19 protein-coding genes are annotated in these 23,579 nt (G+C 66.7%); 11 read left to right on the forward strand and 8 right to left on the reverse strand.

All coding sequences use genetic code 11. From position 1 onward, the window contains the following. Nucleotides 1–59 precede the first annotated feature (59 nt). Complete coding sequence (locus CV102_RS21295) at nt 60–416, forward strand: hypothetical protein (protein ID WP_148860039.1); 357 nt, start codon at nt 60–62, stop codon at nt 414–416. Nucleotides 417–494: 78 nt separating this feature from the next. Here CV102_RS21295 and purD read toward each other — a convergent pair whose 3' ends face one another. Beyond that, complete coding sequence (purD, locus tag CV102_RS21300; protein WP_148860040.1) at nt 495–1,787, reverse strand: phosphoribosylamine--glycine ligase; 1,293 nt, start codon at nt 1,785–1,787, stop codon at nt 495–497. Between the two features lie 130 nt (nt 1,788–1,917). Between purD and CV102_RS21305 the strand changes: the two genes are divergently transcribed. Together CV102_RS21305 and CV102_RS21310 are read left to right on the forward strand one after the other, a co-directional pair. After that, complete coding sequence (locus CV102_RS21305) at nt 1,918–2,733, forward strand: hypothetical protein (RefSeq protein WP_148860041.1); 816 nt, start codon at nt 1,918–1,920, stop codon at nt 2,731–2,733. A gap of 77 nt (nt 2,734–2,810) precedes the next feature. Continuing rightward, the gene (locus tag CV102_RS21310; protein ID WP_148860042.1) at nt 2,811–4,859 is read left to right on the forward strand and encodes a prolyl oligopeptidase family serine peptidase; all 2,049 of its coding nucleotides are present in this window, start codon (nt 2,811–2,813) and stop codon (nt 4,857–4,859) included. Between the two features lie 24 nt (nt 4,860–4,883). Here the strand turns inward: CV102_RS21310 and CV102_RS21315 are convergent, their stop codons facing one another. Both CV102_RS21315 and CV102_RS21320 read right to left on the reverse strand, forming a co-directional pair. Next, nucleotides 4,884–7,589 (reverse strand): DEAD/DEAH box helicase, encoded by a 2,706-nt coding sequence (locus CV102_RS21315; RefSeq protein WP_148860043.1) that lies wholly within the window; start codon nt 7,587–7,589, stop codon nt 4,884–4,886. Between the two features lie 2 nt (nt 7,590–7,591). Continuing rightward, a complete protein-coding gene (locus tag CV102_RS21320) occupies nt 7,592–9,157 on the reverse strand; it encodes a ribonuclease H-like domain-containing protein (protein ID WP_148860044.1) in 1,566 nt (521 codons plus the stop codon). 110 nt (nt 9,158–9,267) lie between these two features. On the opposite strand from CV102_RS21320, the gene thyA reads away from it, so the two are divergent. The 5 genes from thyA to CV102_RS21345 all read left to right on the forward strand — a co-directional run bounded on the left by thyA (nt 9,268) and on the right by CV102_RS21345 (nt 17,067). After that, the gene (thyA, locus tag CV102_RS21325; RefSeq protein ID WP_148860045.1) at nt 9,268–10,284 is read left to right on the forward strand and encodes a thymidylate synthase; all 1,017 of its coding nucleotides are present in this window, start codon (nt 9,268–9,270) and stop codon (nt 10,282–10,284) included. 1 nt (nt 10,285) lies between these two features. Beyond that, nucleotides 10,286–10,822: a dihydrofolate reductase gene (locus tag CV102_RS21330; RefSeq protein ID WP_148860046.1), complete on the forward strand. Its 537-nt coding sequence runs from the start codon at nt 10,286–10,288 to the stop codon at nt 10,820–10,822. Between the two features lie 7 nt (nt 10,823–10,829). Next, nucleotides 10,830–11,678, forward strand: coding sequence for a fructosamine kinase family protein (locus CV102_RS21335; RefSeq protein WP_148860047.1), 849 nt, complete (start codon nt 10,830–10,832; stop codon nt 11,676–11,678). Between the two features lie 203 nt (nt 11,679–11,881). Next, nucleotides 11,882–14,746 (forward strand): aconitate hydratase AcnA, encoded by a 2,865-nt coding sequence (gene acnA / locus CV102_RS21340; protein ID WP_148860048.1) that lies wholly within the window; start codon nt 11,882–11,884, stop codon nt 14,744–14,746. Between the two features lie 119 nt (nt 14,747–14,865). Then, nucleotides 14,866–17,067, forward strand: a complete 2,202-nt coding sequence (locus tag CV102_RS21345) for a thioredoxin domain-containing protein (RefSeq protein WP_148860049.1) — start codon at nt 14,866–14,868, stop codon at nt 17,065–17,067. Between the two features lie 6 nt (nt 17,068–17,073). Here the strand turns inward: CV102_RS21345 and CV102_RS21350 are convergent, their stop codons facing one another. Both CV102_RS21350 and CV102_RS21355 read right to left on the reverse strand, forming a co-directional pair. Continuing rightward, entirely contained in the window at nt 17,074–17,457 is a 384-nt protein-coding gene (locus CV102_RS21350; RefSeq protein WP_148860050.1) for a thioredoxin domain-containing protein, read from the reverse strand. A gap of 69 nt (nt 17,458–17,526) precedes the next feature. Next, a complete protein-coding gene (locus tag CV102_RS21355) occupies nt 17,527–17,856 on the reverse strand; it encodes a VOC family protein (RefSeq protein ID WP_148860051.1) in 330 nt (109 codons plus the stop codon). 121 nt (nt 17,857–17,977) lie between these two features. Between CV102_RS21355 and CV102_RS21360 the strand changes: the two genes are divergently transcribed. The 3 genes from CV102_RS21360 to CV102_RS21370 all read left to right on the forward strand — a co-directional run bounded on the left by CV102_RS21360 (nt 17,978) and on the right by CV102_RS21370 (nt 20,933). Then, nucleotides 17,978–19,036, forward strand: a complete 1,059-nt coding sequence (locus tag CV102_RS21360; protein ID WP_148860052.1) for a Leu/Phe/Val dehydrogenase — start codon at nt 17,978–17,980, stop codon at nt 19,034–19,036. Nucleotides 19,037–19,134: 98 nt separating this feature from the next. Beyond that, nucleotides 19,135–20,115 carry a PLP-dependent cysteine synthase family protein gene (locus CV102_RS21365; protein WP_148860053.1) on the forward strand — a complete coding sequence of 327 codons (981 nt, stop codon included), beginning with the start codon at nt 19,135–19,137 and terminating at the stop codon, nt 20,113–20,115. A gap of 77 nt (nt 20,116–20,192) precedes the next feature. Beyond that, complete coding sequence (locus CV102_RS21370) at nt 20,193–20,933, forward strand: hypothetical protein (RefSeq protein ID WP_187433067.1); 741 nt, start codon at nt 20,193–20,195, stop codon at nt 20,931–20,933. A 61-nt stretch (nt 20,934–20,994) separates the two neighbouring features. Here the strand turns inward: CV102_RS21370 and CV102_RS21375 are convergent, their stop codons facing one another. The 3 genes from CV102_RS21375 to CV102_RS21385 form a co-directional block, all read right to left on the reverse strand. Then, nucleotides 20,995–21,522, reverse strand: a complete 528-nt coding sequence (locus CV102_RS21375; protein WP_148860054.1) for a DUF5804 family protein — start codon at nt 21,520–21,522, stop codon at nt 20,995–20,997. A gap of 56 nt (nt 21,523–21,578) precedes the next feature. Continuing rightward, the gene (locus CV102_RS21380) at nt 21,579–22,016 is read right to left on the reverse strand and encodes a universal stress protein (protein WP_148860055.1); all 438 of its coding nucleotides are present in this window, start codon (nt 22,014–22,016) and stop codon (nt 21,579–21,581) included. A 174-nt stretch (nt 22,017–22,190) separates the two neighbouring features. Next, on the reverse strand, nt 22,191–23,432 hold the full coding sequence (locus CV102_RS21385) for an LVIVD repeat-containing protein (protein WP_233710770.1): 1,242 nt from the start codon (nt 23,430–23,432) through the stop codon (nt 22,191–22,193). Between the last annotated feature and the right edge of the window lie 147 nt (nt 23,433–23,579).

The following is a 23,579-nucleotide window of genomic DNA, read 5'->3' on the forward strand; positions in this document are numbered from 1 at the left end:
CGCCCCCTTCCCAACGAAGGCCGCAGGTTCTTGCTACCGCCGACACTACAGTAGCCACTATGATCGGCGCACTCACCGTGGGGCAGAAAGCAGTGAAGTTCGGGTACAAACGATACGGCGTTCCGGGCGCGATCGCCGCCGGTGGAGCCGTGCTGGTGGGATACGTCGCCGTCCGACGAGCACTGAAAACAGCCGCGGACTCCGACAGGATCAACGAAGTGGTCGACGTGGAGACGATCCAGTCAGCCGTCGAAGACGACGGAATAGACGCGATCGGCGATCCGGACGTCCTGAGCGAGGCGATCGAGCCCGAGGGGCAGGGGTCGTCGATCGCGATGGACGACCTCGAGTCGGATGGAATCGACGAGTTCTCTCCCGACGACCTGCAGGACGATCCGGACTCGAGCGACGACTAAGCCGTCGTTCGAGAGCCGCGGTCGCCCGGACTCGAGCGCGAGTGCCCCGTAGCTCGACTCCTCTGAGCCCGCAGCCCGCTACTCGCCGCGAAGCTCGTTCACGTGATCGATGCGCTGCTGGACGAGTTCGGGTTTCCCGATGTCGTGGCGCATGTGAAGCCCCTCCTCGCCGGCGACGGCGAGGGCATCCTCCGCGATTTCCTCGGCGTCGGTGATCGAGTCAGCGAGGCCGACGACGGCAAACGACCGCGAGGTGGTCGTGTAGATGCCGTCGTCCCGCTCGTCCACGCTGGCGTAGTACAACAGCGCGTCTCCTGCGCTCTCCTCATCCACTTCTACTTTCGCACCCGCCTCGGGGTCCGTCGGATACCCTTCCGGCACGGCGTACTTGCAGACCGTCGCCTGCTCGGCGAAGTCGAGCTCCGGCAGCCGCTCGCCGTCCCGCGCGGCGGTCAGGATCTCGAGGAAGTCGGTCTCGAGCACGGGGAGTGTGTTCATCGCCTCGGGGTCACCGAACCGGGCGTTGAATTCGATGACCTTCGGTCCCTCGGCGGTGAGCATGAACTGGCCGTAGAGGATACCGCGGTAGTCCTCGAGGGCGTCGACGGTCCCCTTGATGATCGAGACGGCCTCGGCGTAGTCCTCCTCGGTCATAAATGGGAGTTCGAAGGTGGCGTCGGAGTAGCTCCCCATGCCCCCGGTGTTCGGTCCCTCGTCGCCCTCGTAGGCGCGCTTGTGGTCCTGGACCGCGGGAGCGGTCCGGACCTCGTCGTTGGCGACGAACGCCTGGACGGTGAACTCCTCGCCGATCAGTCGCTCCTCGAGGACGATCCGGTCGTAGTCGGAGTCGCGGATATACTCCTTGCCCTCCTCCGCCGTCACCTGATCTCCGATGACCTTCACGCCCTTGCCGCCGGTCAGCCCCGCGGGCTTGATCGCGAGGTCGCCGTCGTACTCGTCAATGAAGTCACAGGCGGCCTCCATGTCGTCGAAGGTTTCGAAGTCCGGACAGCCGGGAATGTCGTGTTCGGCCATGAACCGCCGCTGGAAGGCTTTATCCGTCTCGATTCGGGCGTCCTCTTCCTTCGGGCCGAAGGCGTAGATTCCCGCGGCCTCGAGTTCGTCCGCGACGCCGGCCTCGAGCGGTGCCTCGGGACCGATGACGGCGATCGTCGCGTCGACCGTCTCGGCGTACTCGGCGACGGCCTTGGGGTTTGTCGTCTCGAGCGTCTCGAACTCGGTCGCGATCCGGGCGATGCCCGGGTTCCGGTTCCCGGCACAGGCGTAGAGGTCGGCGTCGCTTTCTTCGAGCGCACGCGCAATGGCGTGTTCGCGGCCACCGCCACCGATCAGGAGCACCGTCTCTGTCATGGTCGATAGCGGAACGCACGAACCTGTAAACGTTGCTCTTTCTCCGAGTCCGTATTATACACGAACGCGACCAGGGTCGAGCAGTCGAGTCAGCGAAACGACTATACGGGTGCCTCGAGCCGTCACGTGTATGAAACGCCGCCCGTTCCTTCAGGTGATTGCGACCGGAGGTGCCCTCCTCTCGGCCGGCTGTATGGAACTGGTTCCGTCCACGGCGACACGACTCGAGTCGGAGGACGTGTTCGAGGAGTACCGGTACGAGGAGACGGAACTGGTCGTCCAGTTCCGCGAGAACGTCGACGCCGAACGCGCAGTCCTGACCGAACTCGGGACCGACGAGGAGTACGAGACGGTCGAACGGCCCGGTTCGACCGTTCGATTCCCGGTCGTCTTCCCGGAACGACGGGAGACGTATCTCTCTTATTCGTTGCGCGTCGCAGCCGAAACGTCCGACGGAGAGGCTCGACTGAGGGTGGGAGGGCCGGTCCACGCGTACGTGAACGGGGTCGAGCCCCTCCCGGACGGTCGAGCCCGACTCGAGATCGAAAGTCAAACCGACGCGCCGTTGCTCGTCGGGTTCGTCGGTATCTACGGCGACGTGCCGAACCCGACGGCCGACCCGCAGAGCGATTCGTTCGACCGGTCGACGCTCGAGGCAGGACCCGGCGTCGTCGGCGCCGGCGAGAACCGGCCGCTGTCTCCGTCCAGAACCGATCTCGTCGTTCCACCGGGAGAGACCCGGTCCTTCGAGACGACGTACGCACCGTTCGCGTTCCCCGACGGTGCCGGTCCGGTCGACTGCGACGGCACCGAGCGTCGGGGACAGGTCGCGGTCGTCCACGGCTCCGGCGGAAGCGCTGCCTACGGGTTCACGTACCGTCTCGAGGGCGACCCGGTGGCGGTAGAGGGGGACGGGACGGTCTGTGACGGTGCCGAGTCAGGGTAATCGATCGAACCGCTCTCGCAGACGACGGCGGTTCCGCGACCGGTCAGTTCAAGGTGTCAGCATCGAATACGATTGGCATGAACCCGGGCGGCCCGCCGCAGACGAAACGCGAGAACACGAGTTACGAGCGACACGGCGATTTCGTCGACGATCCGTATCTCTGGCTCGAGAAAGAGGGCGAGGCCGTCGACGACTGGGTCGATCAGCAGAACGAGTACGCCGATTCGCACCTCGAGTCGGTCGACGTCCGCGAGCGGTTGCGACCCCAGTTCGAGTCGCTCGCGCGGACGACCGACTACGGGACGATCACGGCGGCTCCGACGGGCTACTTCCAGGAGGTCGAGGCGGCCGAGGACGACCAGCCGGTCCTGTACCTCCGGGAGAGCCTCGAGGACGAACGGGAGGTCCTCGTCGACCCCAACGAGTTCAGCAAGGACGCCACGAAGGCGATAGGGTGGTGGACCGTCTCGCCGAACGGCGAGCGCCTCGCGTACGGCGTCGACGAGGGCGGCAACGAGCTGTACGACGTGACCGTTATCGAGGTTCCCGACGGAACCGTCGTCGAGGAACTGTCCGATCTCGGCCGCGTGAATCCGGGCATGTTCGCGTGGACGCCCGACGGGTTCTACTACGGGCGTACCGGGCTGGCCGGCGAGGCCCAACTCGAGAAGGAGATCCGCTACCACGAGCACGGTGACGAGCCCGACGCGGACGAACTCGTCCACGAGGTCGACGAACCCTCCACGTGGCCGCTACTCTCGACGGACCGGGACGGGACGCACCTGCTCGTCGCGCTCGTAACCGGCTGGGAGCGAAGCGACCTGCTGTACGCCGAGGTCGGGGAGACGGAGCTGACGCCCGTCATCACCGATTCGGACCACTTCTACACGCCCCTGATTCACGGCGACGCGGCGTACGTTCGGACCGACCTGGACGCGCCGTACTACCGGTTCCTCGAACTCGACCTCTCGGGCGACGTCGGCGAGGTCGACCCCGCCGAGCTGCCCGAGGTCGTCCCCGAACGCGACGGAATCGTCACGGGCGCGACGGTCGCGGACGATCGCCTGCTGATCCAGTACGAGCGCGCGGCCGTCTCCGAACTCGAGGCGTTCGACCTCGAGGGCGATCACCTGCGATCGATCGATCTGCCCGGGACTGGGACGGTGACCGGGCTGAGCGGCAACCGCGACGCGCCCGAGGCCTTCTTCAGCTACCAGTCGTTCGACCACCCGCCCGCGGTGTTCCGCTACGACCTCGACACGGACGAGCGCGAGGACCTGGACCGACCCAACGTCGCCCTCGAGTTCGACGTGAGCGTCGAGCAGGTCCGGTACGAGTCGGCCGACGGCACCGAGGTTCCGATGTTCGTCGTCCACCGTGACGACCTCGAGCGCAACGGCGACAACCCGACGCTGCTGTACGGCTATGGCGGCTTCGAGAATAGCCTGACGCCGGGCTTCCAGAAGTTCGGCGGCGAGTTCCTCCGCTCGGGCGGCGTCTACGCCCAGGCGAACCTCCGCGGCGGCGGCGAGTTCGGGAAGGAGTGGCACGAGGCGGCCCGCCACGAGCACAAGCAGAACACGTTCGACGACATGATCGCCGCCGCGGAGTACCTGATCGACGAGGGTTACACCTCGAGCGACCGGCTGGCGATCCAGGGTGGCTCCAACGGTGGGCTCACCGTCGGCGCCGTGCTAACCCAGCGGCCGGACCTGATGACGGCGGTCTGCTGTCACGTTCCTCTGCTCGACATGCTCCGCTTCCACACCTTCCTGCTCGGCGCGTCCTGGACGAGCGAGTACGGGTCGCCGGACGATCCGGAAGCATACGAGTGGATCAAGGAGTACTCGCCGTACCACAACCTCGAGCCGTCGGAAGAGGGCGGCCCCGAGTACCCCGCCGTCTTCTTCAAGACCGCCGAGGGCGACACTCGCGTCCACCCGGTTCACGCATGGAAGATGGCCGCCCGCATGCAAGCCGTCGCGGACGGCGGCCCGTTCCTCTGCAAGACCAACCGCGACACCGGCCACGGGACCGGCAAGCCCACCTGGATGGTCGTCGAGGAGCAACTGGACGTCTGGTCGTTCGTCTTCGACCGGCTCGAGGTCGAGTACGTCGAGCCGTAGCCGCCCTCGAGCCGTCGTCGCGAATCAGGAGTAGAACAGCGGCGGCCGCCGGTCGCCGCCGTGCTCGTTTTCGGGCAGATGCGCCTCGAGCGCCCCCGGATCCTCGTTCCCGAGCAGCTGATCCAGCACGTCGACGGCTGCGTCGCGGTGTAGCGGCTGGTTGTCGTTGCCGCACTGGTCGTCCATCACGCAGGCGGGACAGCCGTCGACGCGGCCGCAGTCACAGTCGGTGATCAGGTCGCGCGCCCGCGCCGCGACGGCCTCGAAGTTCTCGTAGATCGCCCGCGCGAAGCCGAGGCCGCCGTCGATCCCGTCGTAGATGAACCAGCCGCTGGACGGGTCGCGCTCGAGGTCGCTTGCGATCTCCCTGACGGTCGCCTCGGCTGCGGCGACGTTCTGGGGAGCGCCACCGCCCGCTGCGACGTCGGCGTCTGCGGTCGCCTCCTGCTCGAGGTGCGAATCGATCGAGAGCGTCGCGAGCCCGCCGAGGTCGCGCTTGTCGACCATCAACTCGAGCGGAGCGACGCCGATCGTTGCGTGCTCGGCGGCGTGGAGGCCGCCCGCGTAACCGAGGTGGGCCGTCTCCGCGAGGTCGCCGTCCATCTCCGGCACGCTAAAGTTGCGATACTTCTCGACGAGTGCCGTCTCGACCCGATCGGGCACCTCGAGCCAGCAGAGCTGGGTCTCGATCGACAGCGGCGGGTTCTCGGTCGGAATCCCCTGCTCCTTCTTCTCGCCGCCGTGGACGGCGACCTTGTCGTAGGTGCCGTGGTAGACCAGCACCCGACCCTGTCCGAAGTGGAGCGTGAACTCGCCGACGTCGCGGGACTCCTCAGAGACGGCATCGAGAATCGTCACGTCGGTCCGGGTCCGCGTGTAGTAGTCGACGTCGGTCGGCCGGAGCCTCACCGTGGGTCGCGGCGAGCCGTGGTCGACCTCGCACACCTCGTACTGCTGGCCCTGGTGAAGCCTGACCGCGCCCTCGTGAAAGTCCCGCAGGACTCGCTCCTCGGCGAGGGGCTCCATCTCCGGGTCGTGGCCCCCGTCGACGCCGTCGGCGAGTTCTACCTCGTACTCCTCGCCCGATGTCGCGTACAGCGAGATCGATCCCTGCGGCCGCGGCGGGCCGACGTAGGAGACGCCCGTCTCGAGGTATCCCGTAAGCTGCCCCGCGCGGCGCCACATCTCGACGGCGCGCTCGAGTCGCTCGCGCTCGGCGAACGCGCCGACGTCGCGCTCGCCGAGTGCGAGTTCGTCCGCCGCACACCGGAGGTGTCGGGCGAAGACGGCCTCGTTGTCGACGTCGACGACCGCGTCCTCGACGTCGTTCTCGAGCAGGTAGTCCGGATTCTGCACGACGTACTGGTCGAGCGTTCGGTGGTCGGCGACGAGCACCGACAGCGCCCGCTTCGTCCCCCGTCCCGCGCGGCCGATCTGCTGCCAGAACGACTGGCGCTGGCCGGGATAGCCGAGCTGAACCGTCGCGTCCATCTCGCCGACGTTGATCCCCAGTTCGAGGGCGTTCGTCGAGGCGACGCCGTCGAGGACGCCCGTCTTGAGCTGGTGCTCCGTCCCGTGGCGATTGCGCCGCGAGTGACCGGCGTGGTAGGGTTCGATAGCGCTGCCGCGGTCGGGATTCGTGTAGTACCGACGCCGATCGTGACGGTGTTTCGACGCGCGCTTGACCGAGAGTTCGGCGAGCTTCCTCGAGGGCGTAAACAGCAGCGTCTGTGCGTCGTGGTAGGTCAGGTGCGAGAGGAGTTTCGGCGCCTCGACGGTGGCCGGGACGCGTTCGAGAATGGCGTCTTCGGATTCGTCGGCCTCTGGTTCGTCGGCCTCGATATCGTCCGCTTCGGCGGACACGTCCGCGGCGTTCCCGCCTCCATCTCGGGCCTGAGGCGGCGGATTCCAGAGCACCAGATCCCGCGGTCCCGTCGGGGAGCCGTCCTCGTCGACGACGGATACCGGCTCGTCGATCAGGGCGCTCGAGTGCTCGCCGGGGTTGCCGATCGTCGCGCTCGTGAGGACGAACTGCGGGTCGGAATCGTAGTAGTCGAGCACGCGCTTCAGCCGGCGGACGATCCAGGCGACGTGCATGCCGTGGACGCCGGTGTAGGTGTGGGACTCGTCGATCACGATCAGGTCGCACGCCGCGAAGAATCGGGCCCAGCGGTCGTGGTCGTGCAGGTACGTGTTCACCCCGGCGAAGTTCGAGATGATGACGTCGGCCTCCTCGCGGATCTGCCGGCGCGTCTCGCCGGGTTCGGTGTCGCCGTCGTAGACGCGCACCGAGATATCGAGTCCGAGCCGGTCGAAGAAGTCGTTCAGCTCTCGCTCCTGGTCGCGCGAGAGCGCCTTCGTCGGGTAGCACACGTACGCCGTCGCGTCCGCGTCTCGAGCGCGCGCCTCGAGGTAGTTTCGGGCGATCTGCAGCGCGTAGACCCGGGTCTTCCCCGAGGAGGTGCTCGTCGCGACGCAGACGTTCTCGTTGCGCTCGAGCGCCGCCAGGGCGTCCGCCTGGTGGGCGTAGAGGGCGTTCTCGAGCGGCCCCGAGAGTTCGGGTCGGAGCACGTCCTCGTTCGGGACCGTCGCGGCGGCCCGGCCGGGAAGCTCGAGCACGTACCCGTCGCCCTCCTCCCGGTAGCGGGGGTACGTCTCGACCAGTTCGTCGCCGGTGATCGGGATGTCGTCGCCGTCGGTTCGCTCGTCCTCGGTTTCGTCGATGCGCATGCTCAGAAATCACCCAGTCCGGTCTGTTCGCTGTCGGCCGTCGCGCTCGAGGACCGGTTCGAGTCGGCGCTTGAGCCCGCTGGTGGGGTTTCGCTCCCGTTCGCGTCCTGGCACACTCGCGGTGCGTCCCGGAACCGCTCGTAGACGTGCCACAGCGCCCGGCAGTCGTCCTCGCAGTAGGCCTCGTGGCGGTCCCACTCGAGCGGGTCGCCGGTTCGCATGAACCGCTGGTAGGCCGCCGCCGTCTGTGCACCGTCGAGGGCGGTGTCCGCGTCCTCGTACCCGAGCGCGTCGGCGACGACCCCGAGTTCGTTCGTCCGGCCGGGGAGGAGCGCGTTCTCGTCGCCGACCGCCCAGAGGTAGAGGTCGAACTTGGGGATCGACTCCCACTCGTCGGCGTAATAGGGGAGGTGGCGCGCGATGAAGGCCCCGAGGTGGCGGTAGTCGAACCGCCAGCCGTTCCAGGTGAGCAGCGCCCGGTTGGGATGGACGCCCAGCAGCCAGTCGCAGAACGCCTCGAGCACCGACGCCGGATCGGCCGGATCGTCGCGCTCGACGAACGCGCGGTAGACGTCCGTCGCGGGGTCGTAGACGCCGATCTGCCAGAGGATCGTCGGCGAGAGGCCATCGGTCTCTATGTCGAGACACAGCGGTGGCTTCGACCAGTTCTCGCCCGGCAGCGACTCGTCGGTGAGCCGTCGCGGCTCGCCCGTCTCGAGGACGGTCGCGTGGTGGTGCATCTTGCGAGCGCGGGTCTGACCGACGTTGGGGAGAGCGGTGAGCGTCTCGATCGGCGTCTCGAGCAGCGCTTCTCGAGTCGTCACGCCCTGCTCAGCGAGTCGGTCGGCCGTCTTCGGACCGATTCCGGAGACCGCCTCGAGTCCGAAGTCGGTTGCCTCGTAGGTGTCGATCGCCGCGACGCCGTCGGGATCGCACTCGAGGACGGCGAACGACGCCGATCCGCCGTAGCCTTCGGTGGGACCGCCACCCCGTACTCGGACCGAGACGCAGTCGTCGCCGGCCGGTTCGCACTCGAGTTCCGGGTCGTGGTCGACGGCGTGGATCGCGCCCGTCTCGCGCTCGAGGTGCCACAACTCGTCGTAGCCGGCCGGGACGCTGCCCGTCAGCAGGGTCGTCGTCCGGCCGACCGGCAGCGCGGCTGCGAGTTCGGACGCGTGCTCGAGCGTCGTCTCGAGGGCCGTCGGTCGGGTCGTCGTCGTGACGTCGTCGCAGACGAGCGCGGCGATGTCGGAGTCGCACAGCGTACTCGAGACCGCCTCAGAGGACGCACGAAGTGCGCTCGCTCCCTTGACGGTCGCGATCTCGAGGCCGTCGGCGATCGGCTGTCGAGAAACGGAATCCCCGCTCGTCTCGAGCGGCGGATGAAACGCCGGCGCGTCGAAAACCCGCCGCACCCGCGCGAACGCCTGCGGCTCGCGCGAGGGACCGAGCACCCAGACCACGTCGGGCTCGAGAGTCGCCTCGACGTCCCGAAGCGTCTCGAGGGGACGCTCGAGGACGGCGGAAGGCGGGAGGGCGAGCAGACGGGCGCCGTCGCGACCGGTCATTGCTCGTCGAGAGACACGCAGCGACAAAGAGGGTTTGGTCACCGGGGTGAAAGTGAAACGATTCGGGTAGTCCGAATCCACTATGTATGGCCGCTTCGAACGGAGCGATAATGCAACAGTATCTCGATCTCGTCGACTCGGTGCTCTCGGGCGGGGCGTACAAGCCCAACCGGACCGGCGTCGACACGATTTCGTCGTTCAGCGAGCACTACGAGGTCGACCTCCAGGAGGGGTACCCGCTGCTCACGACGAAAGGGATGGACGGCTACCGGTGGAACTCGATGCTGCACGAGGTCTGCTGGTACCTCTCAGGTGAGGAGCACATCCGAACCCTCCGCGAGGAGACGAAGATCTGGGACGCCTGGGCCGACGACGAGGGGCGGCTCGACACCGCCTACGGTCGGTTCTGGCGCCGATATCCGATCCCCGACGAGGACGGGCAGCTCGAGGGCGAGAGCTGGCCCGACGCCGCCCACCGGTGGGTCAACCAGGAGGAGGACGGCCGCCGAACGTTCGACCAGCTCCAGTACGTGATCGACACGCTCTCCGATTCGCCGAACTCCCGGCGGCTCGTCGTCAACGCCTGGCACCCCGCCAACGCGGCCGTCTCGACGCTGCCACCGTGTCACTACTCGTTCGTCTTCAACGTCCAGGGCGACCAACTGAACTGTCACCTCACCCAGCGCTCGGGCGACGTCGCGCTCGGGATCCCGTTCAACATCGCCGCGTACGCGCTCCTGACGAAGGTGATCGCCCAGCAGACCGGCTTCGAACCGGGGACCTTCGCGCATACGGTCGTCGACTCCCACGTCTACTGCGGCCGCGGGGAGCGCGGCGAGTGGTACGCCGACAACCTCGAGGAGCTCCAGAGCCGCCTCGCCGACGCTGACGAGCGCGAGGACTACCTCGCGGTCCGCGAGTGGCTCGAGTCCGAAGCCCCCGCCGAGGACGACGGCGACGAACGCCTCGATCACGTTCCCGGCCTGCTCGAGCAGCTGTCCCGCGAGCCGCTCGAGCGGCCGACGCTCGAGGTCGCCGACGCCTCGATCGACGACCTCTCCGCCGAGGATCTCGAGCTTCGAAACTACGACTCCCACGACGGCATCAAATTCGGGGTCGCCGAGTAACATGACCGACGACCGGGCGGAGCCGACCGAGGCGCTCGAGACCGACCTCGAACTCGCCGCCATCGTCGCCGTCGCCGAAAACGGCGTCATCGGGAACGACGGTGGGATGCCCTGGCACCTCCCCGAGGACCTGCAGCACTTCAAGGAGACGACGATGGACCACCCGGTCATCATGGGCCGGGTGACCTACGAGGGGATCCTCGAGGCACTCGGCGAACCGCTCCCGGGCCGGACGACGATCGTCCTGACGAGTCGAACGCTCGAGGCGCCCGAGAACGCCGTGGTTGCGGGGAGCCTCGAGGAGGCGCTCGAGGCGGCCGACGAGCGCCACGACGGGACCGACACCGCGTTCGTCGCCGGCGGCGCAACCGTCTACGAGCAGTTCATGCCGGCGGTCGACCGCCTGATCGTCACCGAGGTCCACGACGACCCCGAGGGAGACACGCAGTTCCCGGACTGGGACCGCGAGGCGTGGGCCGAGGTCGAACGAGACGAGCGCGACGGCTTCGCGTTCGTCGAGTACGTCCGCGAGGAGTGACCGTCCGATGTCGGAATCGATCGCCGACGCGGTCGCTCGGGCCCTCGAGACCGACGTCACCGGCGTCACCGAACTCGAGGGTGGTCAGATCGGTTCCGTCTACTGCGTCGACCGCGCCGACGGCCCCGCGGTCGTCGCGAAGGTCGGCGAGACCCCGCTCGAGGTCGAGGCGTTCATGCTCCGAACTCTCGCGGCCGAGAGCGCACTGCCGGTTCCGGATGTACTTCACGCCGATTCAGACCTGCTGGTCCTCGAGTACGTCGACGGAACGACCGACCACGGACCGGCCGTCGCGCGGGACGCGGCAGACCACCTCGCTCGGCTGCACGAGAACGGTGCGGACGCGTTCGGGTTCGAGCGCGACACCCTCACCGGCCCCGTCCGGCAGCCGAACCCGTGGACCGATTCCTGGATCGAGTTCTACCGCGAGCAGCGCCTCGAGCACGTCGCCGAGTTGGCGCTCGAGAGCGGATCGCTGTCGTCGTCAGTCGCCGAGCGGCTCGAGGCGCTCGCGTCCGATCTCGAGTCGCTGCTCGACGAACCCGCGGCCCCCGCGCTGATCCACGGCGACGTCTGGACTACGAACGTCCTCTCGCGGGACGGCGAGGTGACCGCGTTTCTCGACCCGGCGACGTACTACGCCCACCCCGAGATCGAACTGGCGTACGTCGACTGGACCGGAACGTTCGGGGAGCCGTTTTTCGACCGCTACCGCGACCGGCGCGGGATCGACGCGGGCTTCTTCGACCGCCGTCGGTACGTCTACCGGCTGTATCCGCTGCTCGTCCACGTCCACCTCTTCGGCGGACGGTACGGTGCGGCCCTCGAGGCGACGCTCGAGGAACTCGGGTACTGACGCGGCGGGACCTGCGGTTCGTGCGGCCGCGGCAGGGGGAACATTCGCGAGTCCGTTTTCGAACGTCCAGCGACGGCGCCGGTCGCGTTCAGCCGACGCCTCGAGCTATTGAAACGCCACCGCGGACCGCCAAATATAGGGAGTATATGTTCTCTAGGGAATATTCTCGAGGGATTCAAATACCGGGGCTTCAGAGTTTTCGTATGGCAACTGATGAGTTCTCGGAGGCCATCCGGGAGTTCGAACACGACGACGAGACGTACAAGATGGCCGACCTGACGGTTCTCGAGGAGGAGGGGCTCTGTGACCTCGAGAAACTGCCCGTGAGCATCCGGATTCTGCTCGAGTCCGTGCTCCGGAACGCCGACGGCGACCAGATCGACGCCGATTCGATCCGTGCCGCGGCCTCGTGGGAACCGGACGTTCCGGACGCCGAGGTGCCGTTTACGGTCTCGCGGGTCGTCCTGCAGGACCTGACCGGCGTTCCCGCAGTGGTGGATCTCGCGGCGCTGCGCTCGGCCGCCGACCGCAAGGGCGTCGACCCGACGGTCGTCGAACCCGAAGTCCCCTGTGACCTCGTGATCGACCACAGCGTGCAGGTCGACCACTTCGGCACCGACGACGCCTACGAACAGAACGTCGAGATCGAGTACGAGCGCAACGAGGAGCGATATCGTGCGATCAAGTGGGCCCAGCAGGCGTTCGACGAGTTCAACGTCGTTCCGCCGGGAACGGGGATCGTCCACCAGGTCAACCTCGAACACCTCGGCCGCGTCGTCGACGTACGTGAAGTTGACGGCGTCTCCGCGAGTAGCGAGGGACGAAGTCCCTCGGACCGTTCGAGCGAGCAGAGCTCGCGAGAAGACGAAGCGAGCGGAGGCTCGTCGGACGAGTCCGACGTTGAACAGTGGCTCGTCCCCGACACGCTCGTCGGCACGGACAGCCACACCCCCATGATCGGCGGCATCGGCGTCGTCGGCTGGGGTGTCGGCGGGATCGAGGCCGAAGCCGCGCTGCTCGGGCAGCCGATCAACATGTCGCTACCGGAGGTCGTCGGCGTCCGTCTCTCGGGCGAGCTCCCCGAGGGCGCGACCGCGACGGACCTGGTGCTCCACATCACCGAGAAGCTCCGCAAGGTCGGCGTCGTCGACAAGTTCGTGGAGTTTTACGGCCCCGGCGTCTCGCAGCTCTCCGTCGCGGATCGGGCGACCATCTCCAACATGGCCCCCGAACAGGGCTCGACCATCAGCATGTTCCCCGTCGACGAGAAGACCCTCGAGTACCTCGAGCTCACGGGCCGCGATCCCGACCACATCGAACTCGTCCGCGAGTACCTCGAGGCCCAGGGCCTCTTCGGCGAGCAGGACCCGGAGTACACCGAAACCGTCGAGTTCGATCTCGACGAGGTCGAACCCAGCCTCGCGGGCCACAAGAAGCCCCACGACCGCATTCCGATGGGCGATCTGGACGAGCACTTCCCGGACCTGCTCCGCGAGCAGGGCGTCATCGGTGCGGGTGGCGAGCCCGCCATTGGAGATGGTAGCGGCGCGTCAGCGGCGAACTCGACCGCATCCGGTCCCGGTCTCCCGCTCGACGAGAAAGTTCCCGTCGAACTCGAAGACGGCACCGAGATCGAGATCGGCCACGGCGACGTCCTCGTCAGCGCCATCACGAGCTGTACGAACACCTCGAACCCGTCCGTGATGGTCGGCGCCGGGCTGCTCGCCCGCAACGCGGCCGAGCAGGGCCTCGAAGTTCCCGAGTACGTCAAGACGAGCCTCGCACCCGGCAGCCGCGTCGTCACGGAGTACTTAGAGCGTGCCGACCTGCTCGACGACCTCGAGGAACTGGGCTACCACGTCGTCGGCTACGGCTGTACGACCTGTATCGGCAACTCCGGGCCGCTCCCGGAGCCGATCGAGAACGCCATCGACGAACACGACCTCTGGACGACGAGCGTCCTCTCGGGCAACCGCAACTTCGAGGCCCGCATCCACCCGAAGATCCAGGCCAACTACCTCGCCAGCCCGCCGCTGGTCGTCGCCTACGGCCTCGCGGGCCGGATGGACGTCGACCTCGAGAACGAGCCCCTCGGGACGAACGACGACGGCGAGGAGGTCTACCTCGAGGACGTCTGGCCGGATCCGGAGGAGATCCGCCAGACCATCCACGACAGCATCTCCCCCGAGATGTTCGAGGAGAAGTACGCCAGCGTCTACGAGGGCGACGAGCGCTGGGGGGCCCTCGACGCACCGACCGGCGACGTCTACGACTGGGACGACGAGTCGACATACATCCGCGAGCCGCCGTTCTTCCAGGAGTTCCCGCTCGAGAAACCGGGGGTCGACAACGTCGAGGACGCTCGCGCGCTGCTGACGCTCGGTGACACGGTCACGACCGACCACATCAGCCCCGCCGGCCTCTTCGGCGAGGATCTGCCTGCCGGCCAGTGGCTCAAAGAACGCGGCGTCGAACCACACGAGTTCAATACCTACGGCTCCCGCCGCGGGAACCACGAGGTCATGATGCGCGGCACGTTCGCGAACGTCCGCATCGAGAACGAACTGCTCGACGGGAAGGAAGGCGGCTACACGATCCATCACCCGAGTGGCGAAGAGACCACCGTCTTCGACGCGAGCGAGCGCTACCGCGACGACGACACGCCGCTGATCGTCATGGCCGGCGAGGAGCTCGGCACCGGCTCGAGCCGCGACTGGGCCGCCAAGGGGACCGACCTGCTCGGGATCCGCGCGACCATCGGCAAGAGCTACGAGCGCATCTACCGGGACAACCTCCTCGGCATGGGCGTCCTGCCGCTTCAGTTCGCCGAGGGCCAGGGCTGGGAGGAACTCGGCCTCGATGGCGACGAGTACTTCCAGATCGAAGGGCTGGAGGACGGCCTCGAGCCCAGGGCCGAACTCACCGTCAGCGCGGAGAAGGCTGACGGCGAGACCGTCGAGTTCGACGTGACCGCACAGGTCGACACGCCGATGGCCGTCGAGTACGTCGAGAACGGCGGCGTCCTCCACCTCGTGCTCCGACGCCTGCTGCAGGAAGAGACGGCCTAACGGCCCGAAGAGTTGGCGTCCGGCGTCGCCGCAGCCGACGTCGATCTATTGCCAGTTTGGACCGTCCGGTTCTAGCAACACACACCGGACTTTTATTATTGCCGACCGTAGCCGAGGGTATGGACCAGCCAACCCAGCGAAACCGTCTCGACGAGGAGGAGAGTCCGTATCTACGCCAGCACGCGGACAACCCCGTCAACTGGCAGCCGTGGGACGAGGAGGCCCTCGAGACGGCGAAGGAACGCGACGTGCCGATCTTTCTCTCGATCGGCTACTCGGCGTGTCACTGGTGTCACGTCATGGAAGAGGAGAGCTTCGCCGACGAGGAGGTCGCCGAGAAACTCAACGAGCACTTCGTCCCGATCAAGGTCGACCGCGAGGAGCGCCCGGACGTCGACAGCATCTACATGACGGTCTGCCAGCTGGTCAGCGGCGGCGGCGGCTGGCCGCTCTCGGCGTGGCTCACGCCCGAGGGGAAGCCGTTCTACGTCGGGACCTACTTCCCGAAGGAAGCGAAGCGGGGCCAGCCGGGCTTTCTCGACGTCCTCGAGAACCTGCGCAACTCCTGGGAGACCGACCGCGAAGAGATCGAGAACCGGGCCGACCAGTGGACCGCTGCGGCGAAAGATCAGCTCGAGGAGACAGACGACGCGGTCGGCGCCGCGGAACCGCCCTCGAGCGACGTCCTCGAGCGGGCTGCGGACGCGGCGCTCCGGAGCGCGGACCGTCAGAACGGCGGCTTCGGCTCCGGCGGACCGAAGTTCCCCCAGCCGTCGCGGCTGCGGGTGCTCGCCCGGGCGTACGACCGCACTGGTCGAGAGGAGTATCTCGAGGTGCTCGAGGGCTCGCTTACCGCGATGATCGAGGGCGGGCTCTACGACCACGTCGGCGGCGGCTTCCACCGGTACTGCGTCGACCAGGACTGGACGGTGCCCCACTTCGAGAAGATGCTGTACGACAACGCGGAGATCCCGCGGGTGCTGCTCGCCGGCTACCAGCTGACGGGCGACGAGCGCTACGCTGACTCCGTGCGGGAGACCCTCGAGTTCGTCTCCCGGGAGCTCACCCACGACGAGGGCGGCTTCTTCAGCACGCTCGACGCCCAGAGCGAGGATCCCGAGACCGGCGAGCGCGAGGAGGGCGCCTTTTTCGTCTGGACGACCGACGAGGTTCGGGACGTGCTCGAGGACGAGACCGACGCTAACCTCTTCTGCGATCGCTTCGACATCACCGAGTCGGGCAACTTCGAGGGCCAAAACCAGCCCAATATCGACGCGTCGATCCCCGAACTCGCCGATCGGTTCGACCTGGAGGAGCACGAGATCGAAGAGCGGCTCGAGTCCGCCCGCGAGCGGCTGTTCGAGGCCCGCGAGGAGCGACCGCGGCCAAACCGCGACGAGAAGGTGCTCGCGAGCTGGAACGGGATGATGATCGCGACCTGTGCCGAAGCGGGGCTCGTGCTGGGCGAGGACGAGTACGCCGAAATGGCGGTCGACGCCCTCGAGTTCGTTCGGGATCGGCTCTGGGACGCGGACGAGCGACGGCTGTCGCGACGCTACAAGGACGACGACGTGGCCGTCCAGGGCTACCTCGAGGATTACGCCTTCCTCGCGCGCGGTGCCCTCGGTTGCTACGAGGCGACGGGCGACGTCGACCACCTCGCCTTTGCCCTCGAACTCGCCCGCGTTATCGAAGCCGAGTTCTGGGACGACGAGCGCGAGACGATCTACTTCACGCCCGAGAGCGGCGAATCCCTCGTCACGCGACCCCAGGAGCTGACTGACCAGTCGACGCCTTCTGCTGCGGGAGTCGCGGTGGAGACCCTCCTCGCGCTGGACGGCTTCACGGACAGCGAGGCGCGAAGCCCACGAGCAGAAGCCGTCGACGAGGAGTTCGAGGAAATCGCGGCGTCCGTCCTCCGGACTCACGCCGGCCGCCTCGAGTCGAACGCGCTCCAGCACGCGACCCTCTGTCTCGGCGCGGACCGCCTCGAGTCGGGTGCACTCGAGGTGACCGTCGCCGCGGACGAACTGCCCGCCGAGTGGCGAGAAGCGTTCGCCTCGCGGTACCTGCCGGACCGGCTGTTCGCGCTCCGGCCGCCGACCGAGGAGGGCCTCGAGGAGTGGCTCGACCGGCTGGGACTCGAGGGTGCGCCGGCCGTCTGGGCCGGCCGAGAGGCCCGCGACGGAGAGCCGACGTTGTACGTCTGCCGAAACCGGACCTGCTCGCCGCCGACGCACGACGTCGACGAGGCGATCGCGTGGCTCGAGGAGTCTGGTACTGAAGAAGGCGTGGAAACCGAAGACGACGTGCCGTTCTAACCGGATTCAGGCTGTTTCCGTCTCGAGTTCGGACTCGAGTTCCTGCGCGAGCCAGACGGCTGGCGGAACGTCCTCTTCCTCGACGAAGCGGGTGATCTCGTCGCCAGATTCGTCTTCGACGACGATCGTCGGAATATACTCGATCTCGTACTCGTCGACGCCTGGCCCCTGCTTGTCCTGGTCGAGGGCGATCTCGTCGATTCGCTCTGCTGGTACGTCGGCGGCCTCGAGCGCCGCGCCGAAGTCGGGCAGCAGGGCGCGACAGTCCTTGCACCAGTCGCCGCCCCAGACCTTGTAGGTCAGGTCGTCGTGGGTGGCGAGGGTGTCGACGGTGTCCTCGTAGGAGGCGGCGTCCCAGGTCGGGTTCGGTCGCATGGTTTCGAGACTCATGCGCACACGTTGCGTCGTCGAGGGCTTAACAGCGATGCTTCTGGCACGGTTTTCCGGACCCGCTGCCCGTTACTCGAAGGTCTGGAACTCGACGGTTCGACCCTCCGGATCCGACGCGAAGAACTGGTAGATGTCGTACGTCTCGTTGAACCGTGGCTCGTCGTCCGCCCGGTCGCCCAGTCGCTCGTACAACTCGTCTACGCCGGCGCGGTCGTCGAAGACGAACGTGACGATCCCCTCGGTATCCGCAGAGTCGCGGTCGCAAAAGCCGAACCGGAAGCCGCCGGCTTGCAGGATAGTACAGTCAGGTTGCTCGAGCCAGACCGTCGCGCCGAGGTCCCGATAAAACGAGACGATGTCGTCGTGGCGTTCCGTCCGAAAGAAGACGATGCCATCCATACAGACTCGTCACGCGAGGCGAGCAAAAAGTCACCGCCGGTCGACGAGCCGGGGGAATCGGTAGCATACATAAGCGTTGCGAGCCGGTAGTATTTTTACGGGAAGGGAAAGACTATTATACATGGTATTTGACTCGATCGGCGAGGCCGGTCACGAACAGGTGTCGTACTTTACGGATCGGGAGACGGGGCTGCAAGCGATCATCGCGGTCCACGACACGACCCTGGGACCCTCTCTCGGCGGGACGCGGCTCCTCGACTACGAGACCGAAGACGCCGCACTCGAGGACGTCCTGCGCCTCTCGAAGGCGATGACGTACAAGGCGGCCGCCGCTGACCTCCCGCTGGGTGGCGGGAAAGCCGTCATCCTCGGCGATCCCGACGAGATCAAATCGGAGGCGCTGTTCGAGGCCTACGGCCGCGCCGTCGACTGCATGGGCGGGCGCTACATCACGTCGGTCGATATCAACTCGAGCGCCGCGGAGATGGACGTCGTCGCTCGAGAGACCGACCACGTCGTCGGGACGAGCGACGGGCTGCAGAATCCATCGGGAGTGACGGCACACGGGGTTTTCTGCGGGATCCGAGCCTGCGCCGAACACGTCTACGGCCGAAGCGACGTCGAGGGTCTCGAGGTCGTCGTCCAGGGACTCGGCAAGGTCGGACGGTCGCTCGCCGAGGAACTGCTCGAGGCCGGCGCCGCGGTGACGGTTTCGGACGTGGACCAGGAAGCCGTCGAAGCGTTCGCGGCCGAACACGGCGCCGAGACGATCGAGCCGGAGTCCGTCTACGAACAGTCCTGTGACGTCTTCGCGCCGTGTGCGATCGGCGGGATCCTCAACGACGAGACGATCCCCACGCTCGAGTGCGATATCGTCGCGGGCGCCGCGAACAACGTGCTAGCCGAGCGCCGCCACGCCGACGCGCTTCGCGAACGCGGGATCCTGTACGCGCCGGACTACGTGATCAACGCCGGCGGCCTGGTGACGGTCGCCAAGGACCACTTCGGCGGCACGTACGAGGAAGCCTACGCGGAAGCCGAGGAGATCGAGAGGCGGCTTCTCGGCATGATCGAACGGGCGGCGGCCGAGGAGACGACGGTTCTCGACGCGGCCGAGGCGTACGCCGAGGAGCGAATCGCAGGTGCGGACGGCGAGTCGCCGACGACTCCCCGGCCGTAGATCGCACCGTTTTCACTCCCGATCGGTCGCTCCACGACAGCGGCACGTCCTGCCTGTGTCCAATATGGGTTTACGTCTCGACTTCCTACGCGGTTGCAATGAAGGGAAGTATCCTGGACACGATCGGCTCGCCACTCGTCCAGGTCGACTCGCCAGAGGGGGTGACCGTCGCCACCAAAGTCGAATCGTTCAATCCCGGAGGCTCGGCCAAGGATCGGCCGGCACTCGAGATGATCCGGACTGCCGAACGCGACGGGCGGATCGAACCCGGCGACTGGCTCGTCGAACCGACCAGCGGCAACACCGGCATCGGTCTCTCGCTCGTCGCCGCCGCTCGCGGCTACGACCTCACGATCGTCATGCCAGCCTCGAAGTCCGAGGAACGCCGCCGAGTCATGGCCGCCTACGGCGCCGAACTCGAACTCGTCGAGGGCGAGATGAAAGACGCCCGCGCTCGTGCAGACGAACTCGAGGCCCAGGGAGCGGTCCAGCTCGGCCAGTTCGAGAACCCCGCCAACCCCGAAGCACACTACCGGACGACCGGCGAGGAGATCGTCGAACAGGTCGGCGACCGCGAGATCGACGCCTTCGTCGCCGGCGTCGGAACCGGTGGCACGCTGTCGGGCACCGGTCGGCGGCTTCGCGAGGAGTTCCCCGAGATGGAGATCATTGCCGTCGAACCGGCGCGTAACGCCGTCCTCTCGACGGGCGAGCCCGGGAACGACGAGTTCCAGGGGATGGGGCCGGGTTTCGTCAGCGACAATCTCGATCTCGACCTGATCGATCGCGTCGAGACGGTTCGACTCGAGGACGCCGAAGACGAGTGTCGCCGACTCGCCCGCGAGGAGGGCATCCTCGTCGGCCAGTCCAGCGGCGCGACGAGTCTCGTCGCCCAGCGGATCGGCGAGGAGATCGCCGAACCCGAGACCGACTGTCCGGAGGTCCCGGACGTCTTCGATAGCCAGCGACAGGCGACCCCCGAAACCGACGGCGGCCAGAGCCCCGAGGACTGTCCGCTGGTCGTCACCGTCTTCTGGGACAGCGGCGAGCGCTACCTCTCGACCGGACTGTTCGGGTAACTGGTTGCTTCGGCAACAAAAGCGCTCTTTCACCTACCCTAACTGTAATTATATTAGGCCCTGTCTGTACAGAAACGATGACAGACAGTTCCAGGCGCGGTCTGTTGTGTGGCACGGCAGGATTGCTCGCACTCACCGCCGGATGTGTCGCTGACGACCTCGGTGGGTCGTCGAGTTCGGCCGATACTGACGACGGCGATAACGCGACGGACGACACCGGATCCGACGACGGCGGATCCGACGACGGGGCGACGGACGGCGACGAGACAGAAGAGACCGAAGTACAGGCGTTCCGGTACGATGAGTCCGCGGCCGAGCCGAACGCAGCCCTGTTTTTCGAGCGCGAGCACGCCGAAGAGTGGCTCGAGGAGCGGCGTATCGGCGGCGACTCCGAGGACGCGGTCTCCGAATTCGTCGACGAAACGCCGTTCCAGGAGTGCCCGCTGGCCGCAGTCGAGGCCGGCGCACCGAACCTATGTTACGAGCTGATTGTCGAGTCCGTCACCGTCGAGGACGGGACGCTCGACCTCGAGGCGGTCGTCAGCGACGAGGCGAGCGACGAGATGGGCTGTGCCCAACAGGAGACGACGGTCGGAGCGCTCGTCCGCGCGTCGGACGATGGGGAACCAGTGGACGACGTCTCTGTGACTGTCGTCGACCGAGAGGGAACCGAGCACGAACTCGCCAGAGACAGCGACAGCGACGGTGACGAGGGCTCCGAGTCGGACTCCCCGTCTGATAACGAGGAGGCGGACGACAGTGAAGAGACGGACGATAGCGGCGAGGAGGAGACGGCCGGCGATTCAGACGACGAGTGACGCCGCGTCACGACCGCCGGACCCCGGCATCTTGGCAGTTCCGCCGACTTGTGGCGTCGACTTACGGCGAGTACTCCGATTCCGTAAGCCGCACGACGAGCGTCTCGTCGACGTCACGGAGGTCGTACTCCGGCAACTCGCCGTCCGTTCGGCGGACGTACAGCGGTTCCACGAGTCGCGGTGTCACGGTGATCGGACCCATCCCGTCGGTTTCGGTTTCGTCGCCCGGCCCGTTCCCCTGTTCGTCCTCGCCGGGTCGCTCGAGCCCGTAGATCTTGCAGAACTCGTCGGTCTCCGCGGGCTCGACGGTGCCGTTGCGCAGTTCGCGGGCGAGCGGTCGCGAGAGCCACTCCGTCTCGCTCACGGAGGGCTCCTGGACGAGCGCCTCGTCGACGAACCGCGTCAGGTACCAGTCGAGATCGTTCAACAGCGAAACCGCCGCGCCGATGCTGACGGTCCGGACCGCCAGCGTGTTCTCGAACGGTCGCTCGAGGTCGTAGGTCGCGAGCGCCTCGCGGGAGGTCTCTCGGGACAGGAGCTCGTACTGGAGGTTCACCTCGGAGTCGCCGACGAGACAGACGCGGGTCACTGCCTGAGAGTTGGCGGATCCGGATAATGGGCGTTTCGTCTCCCGGACGAGAGCCGTCACTCGATTTCGGAGTCCCGTCTGACGATCAGCACGTCAGCGGGGGCTTCGTTGACGACGTACTTCGAGACGGTGCCGATGAGCTTCTCCGAAACGCCGTCCGCTCCGGTCGATCCCATAACGATCGCATCGATATCGTGGTCGTCGGTGTAGGTTTCGATCATCGTTCGCGGGACGCCGGTCGTCACGGTCGACTCGACCCCGATCCCGGCGTCGGCCGCGTCGCGTTCGATTCGTTCGACGACGCTCCGGCCCTCCTGTCGTCCCTCGGTGATCTTTTCCTCGAGTCCCTTCTGTTCCGGGTCCTCCCGGGACTTCTCGACGACGTAGAGCACGTGTAACTCGGCGTCGTGCTGCTCGGCCATCCGGATTCCCCGCTTCGCAGCTAGGTCGGCGTTGTCACTTCCGTCCGTCGGACAGAGAATCCGCTCGTACACGTTCTGTTTGTGTTCCTCGAGCGGCAAAACGATCCCTCCTGCATGTGCACGGCGCAGGGACCCGCGGTCGGTATCGGTCGTGTTTCGCGGGTCCTCGGCACGTCCGAACGGATCGTCGGCCTCAGCCGTGAGCGACTCGTGTGCCGAAACCGCGGTTCCGACGGCGCGGCGCCGTCAGTATCCCTCGAGTTCCAGGACGTAGAACCCGGTAGTGGCGTCGGCCACGTAGACGCGTCCGCTGTCTCCTGCGAGCTGACTTTCCGCGCCCCAGGCGAACGGGACGTTATCCAGCAGGTCCAACCGGTCGGGGTCCTCGCGGCGGACCTCGCCGACACCCTCGGTCGGCATGTACTGGGAAATGCGGACGGGATCTTCGGGATCCGAGAGGTCGAACGCCTGGACGCCGGCCTTGTAGTCGCCGCTGAAGACGACGTCCTCCTGGTCGCCGACGCCCCAGTCCGAGAAGTGGCCCGTCCACCAGAAGGACTGGGTACCGGTCGGCTGCGGGGCGTGTTGTGGGAACTGGAACGAGGACAGGAGTTCGGTCTCGCCAGTTTCGAGATCGAACTCGACGATGTGTTTGTACCCCGGATCGCGGCCGCCGACCTCCTCGCCGACGAGACAGAGGTCTTCCGTGGGGTGTGGAACCGTGTGATGGCACGCGCGGAGCGGAACGTCGGCCTCCTCCTCGCGGTAGTCGAACGAACCGACGACCTCGGGATCGCTCAGGTCGCCCAGCTCGATGATCCACAGGCCCGCGCCCCAGTGGGCGAGGTAGGCGTAGTCGCCCTGAACGTGGGCGGCGTGAACGGTGTGGGGCTCCTCGTGGAAGTGATAGACCTCCTCGGGCTCTTCGGGGTCGTTGATGTCGAAGACGACGAACCCGCGGCCGTGACCACACGTGATGAGGTAGTCGTCGTCGCCGTGGGTGTAGGCCTGCACGTTGTGCGTGCCGCTGTCCGCACCGTCGACGGTGTAATTACCGATGAGTTCGGGATTGTGCTTGTCGTCCGCGTCGACGATTGCCCAATTGCCCTCTCCAGAACCTTCGTTGGCGGTGAAAATCAGCGGCTCGTCGGGGTGGATATCCGTGTTGCGGATGTCGTTGCCAAACCCCGTTTCGATTACCGCGGTCATCTCGGGGTCGGTCGGATCCGAAATGTCGACGATCCGGACTTCGGGATCGACCGAGACGAACGATCCCACCGCCGCGAGATCGAGATCCTCGTTCACCGCGGCGTGGGTGTTCGCCCCGTCGCGCGCGCCGAGCGTCGAGTGGCCGACGAGCTCCAGTCCCGGGCTGCGACCGCCGCTCCCGCTCGCCGAGGCGACGCCGCTTGCGCTTCCGATCGCACCGACCGCACCGATCGTTTTCAGTACCGTTCGCCGTCGAACCGCCCCTCTCTTGTTCACCATAACCATGATTTCACTCGGTCGATTACATATTGGTACTTGTGACTGTTTGCATTATTTGAAGAAGGGAGGAACTGTTCAAGATGGATCCTCGAGACGCGACGGTGACAAAACACGGATCGGCGGTATCCGGTTCGAGCGAACGCCGCC

It is taken from the genome of Natronococcus pandeyae (assembly GCF_008122205.1).
GTDB lineage: Archaea > Halobacteriota > Halobacteria > Halobacteriales > Natrialbaceae > Natronococcus > Natronococcus pandeyae.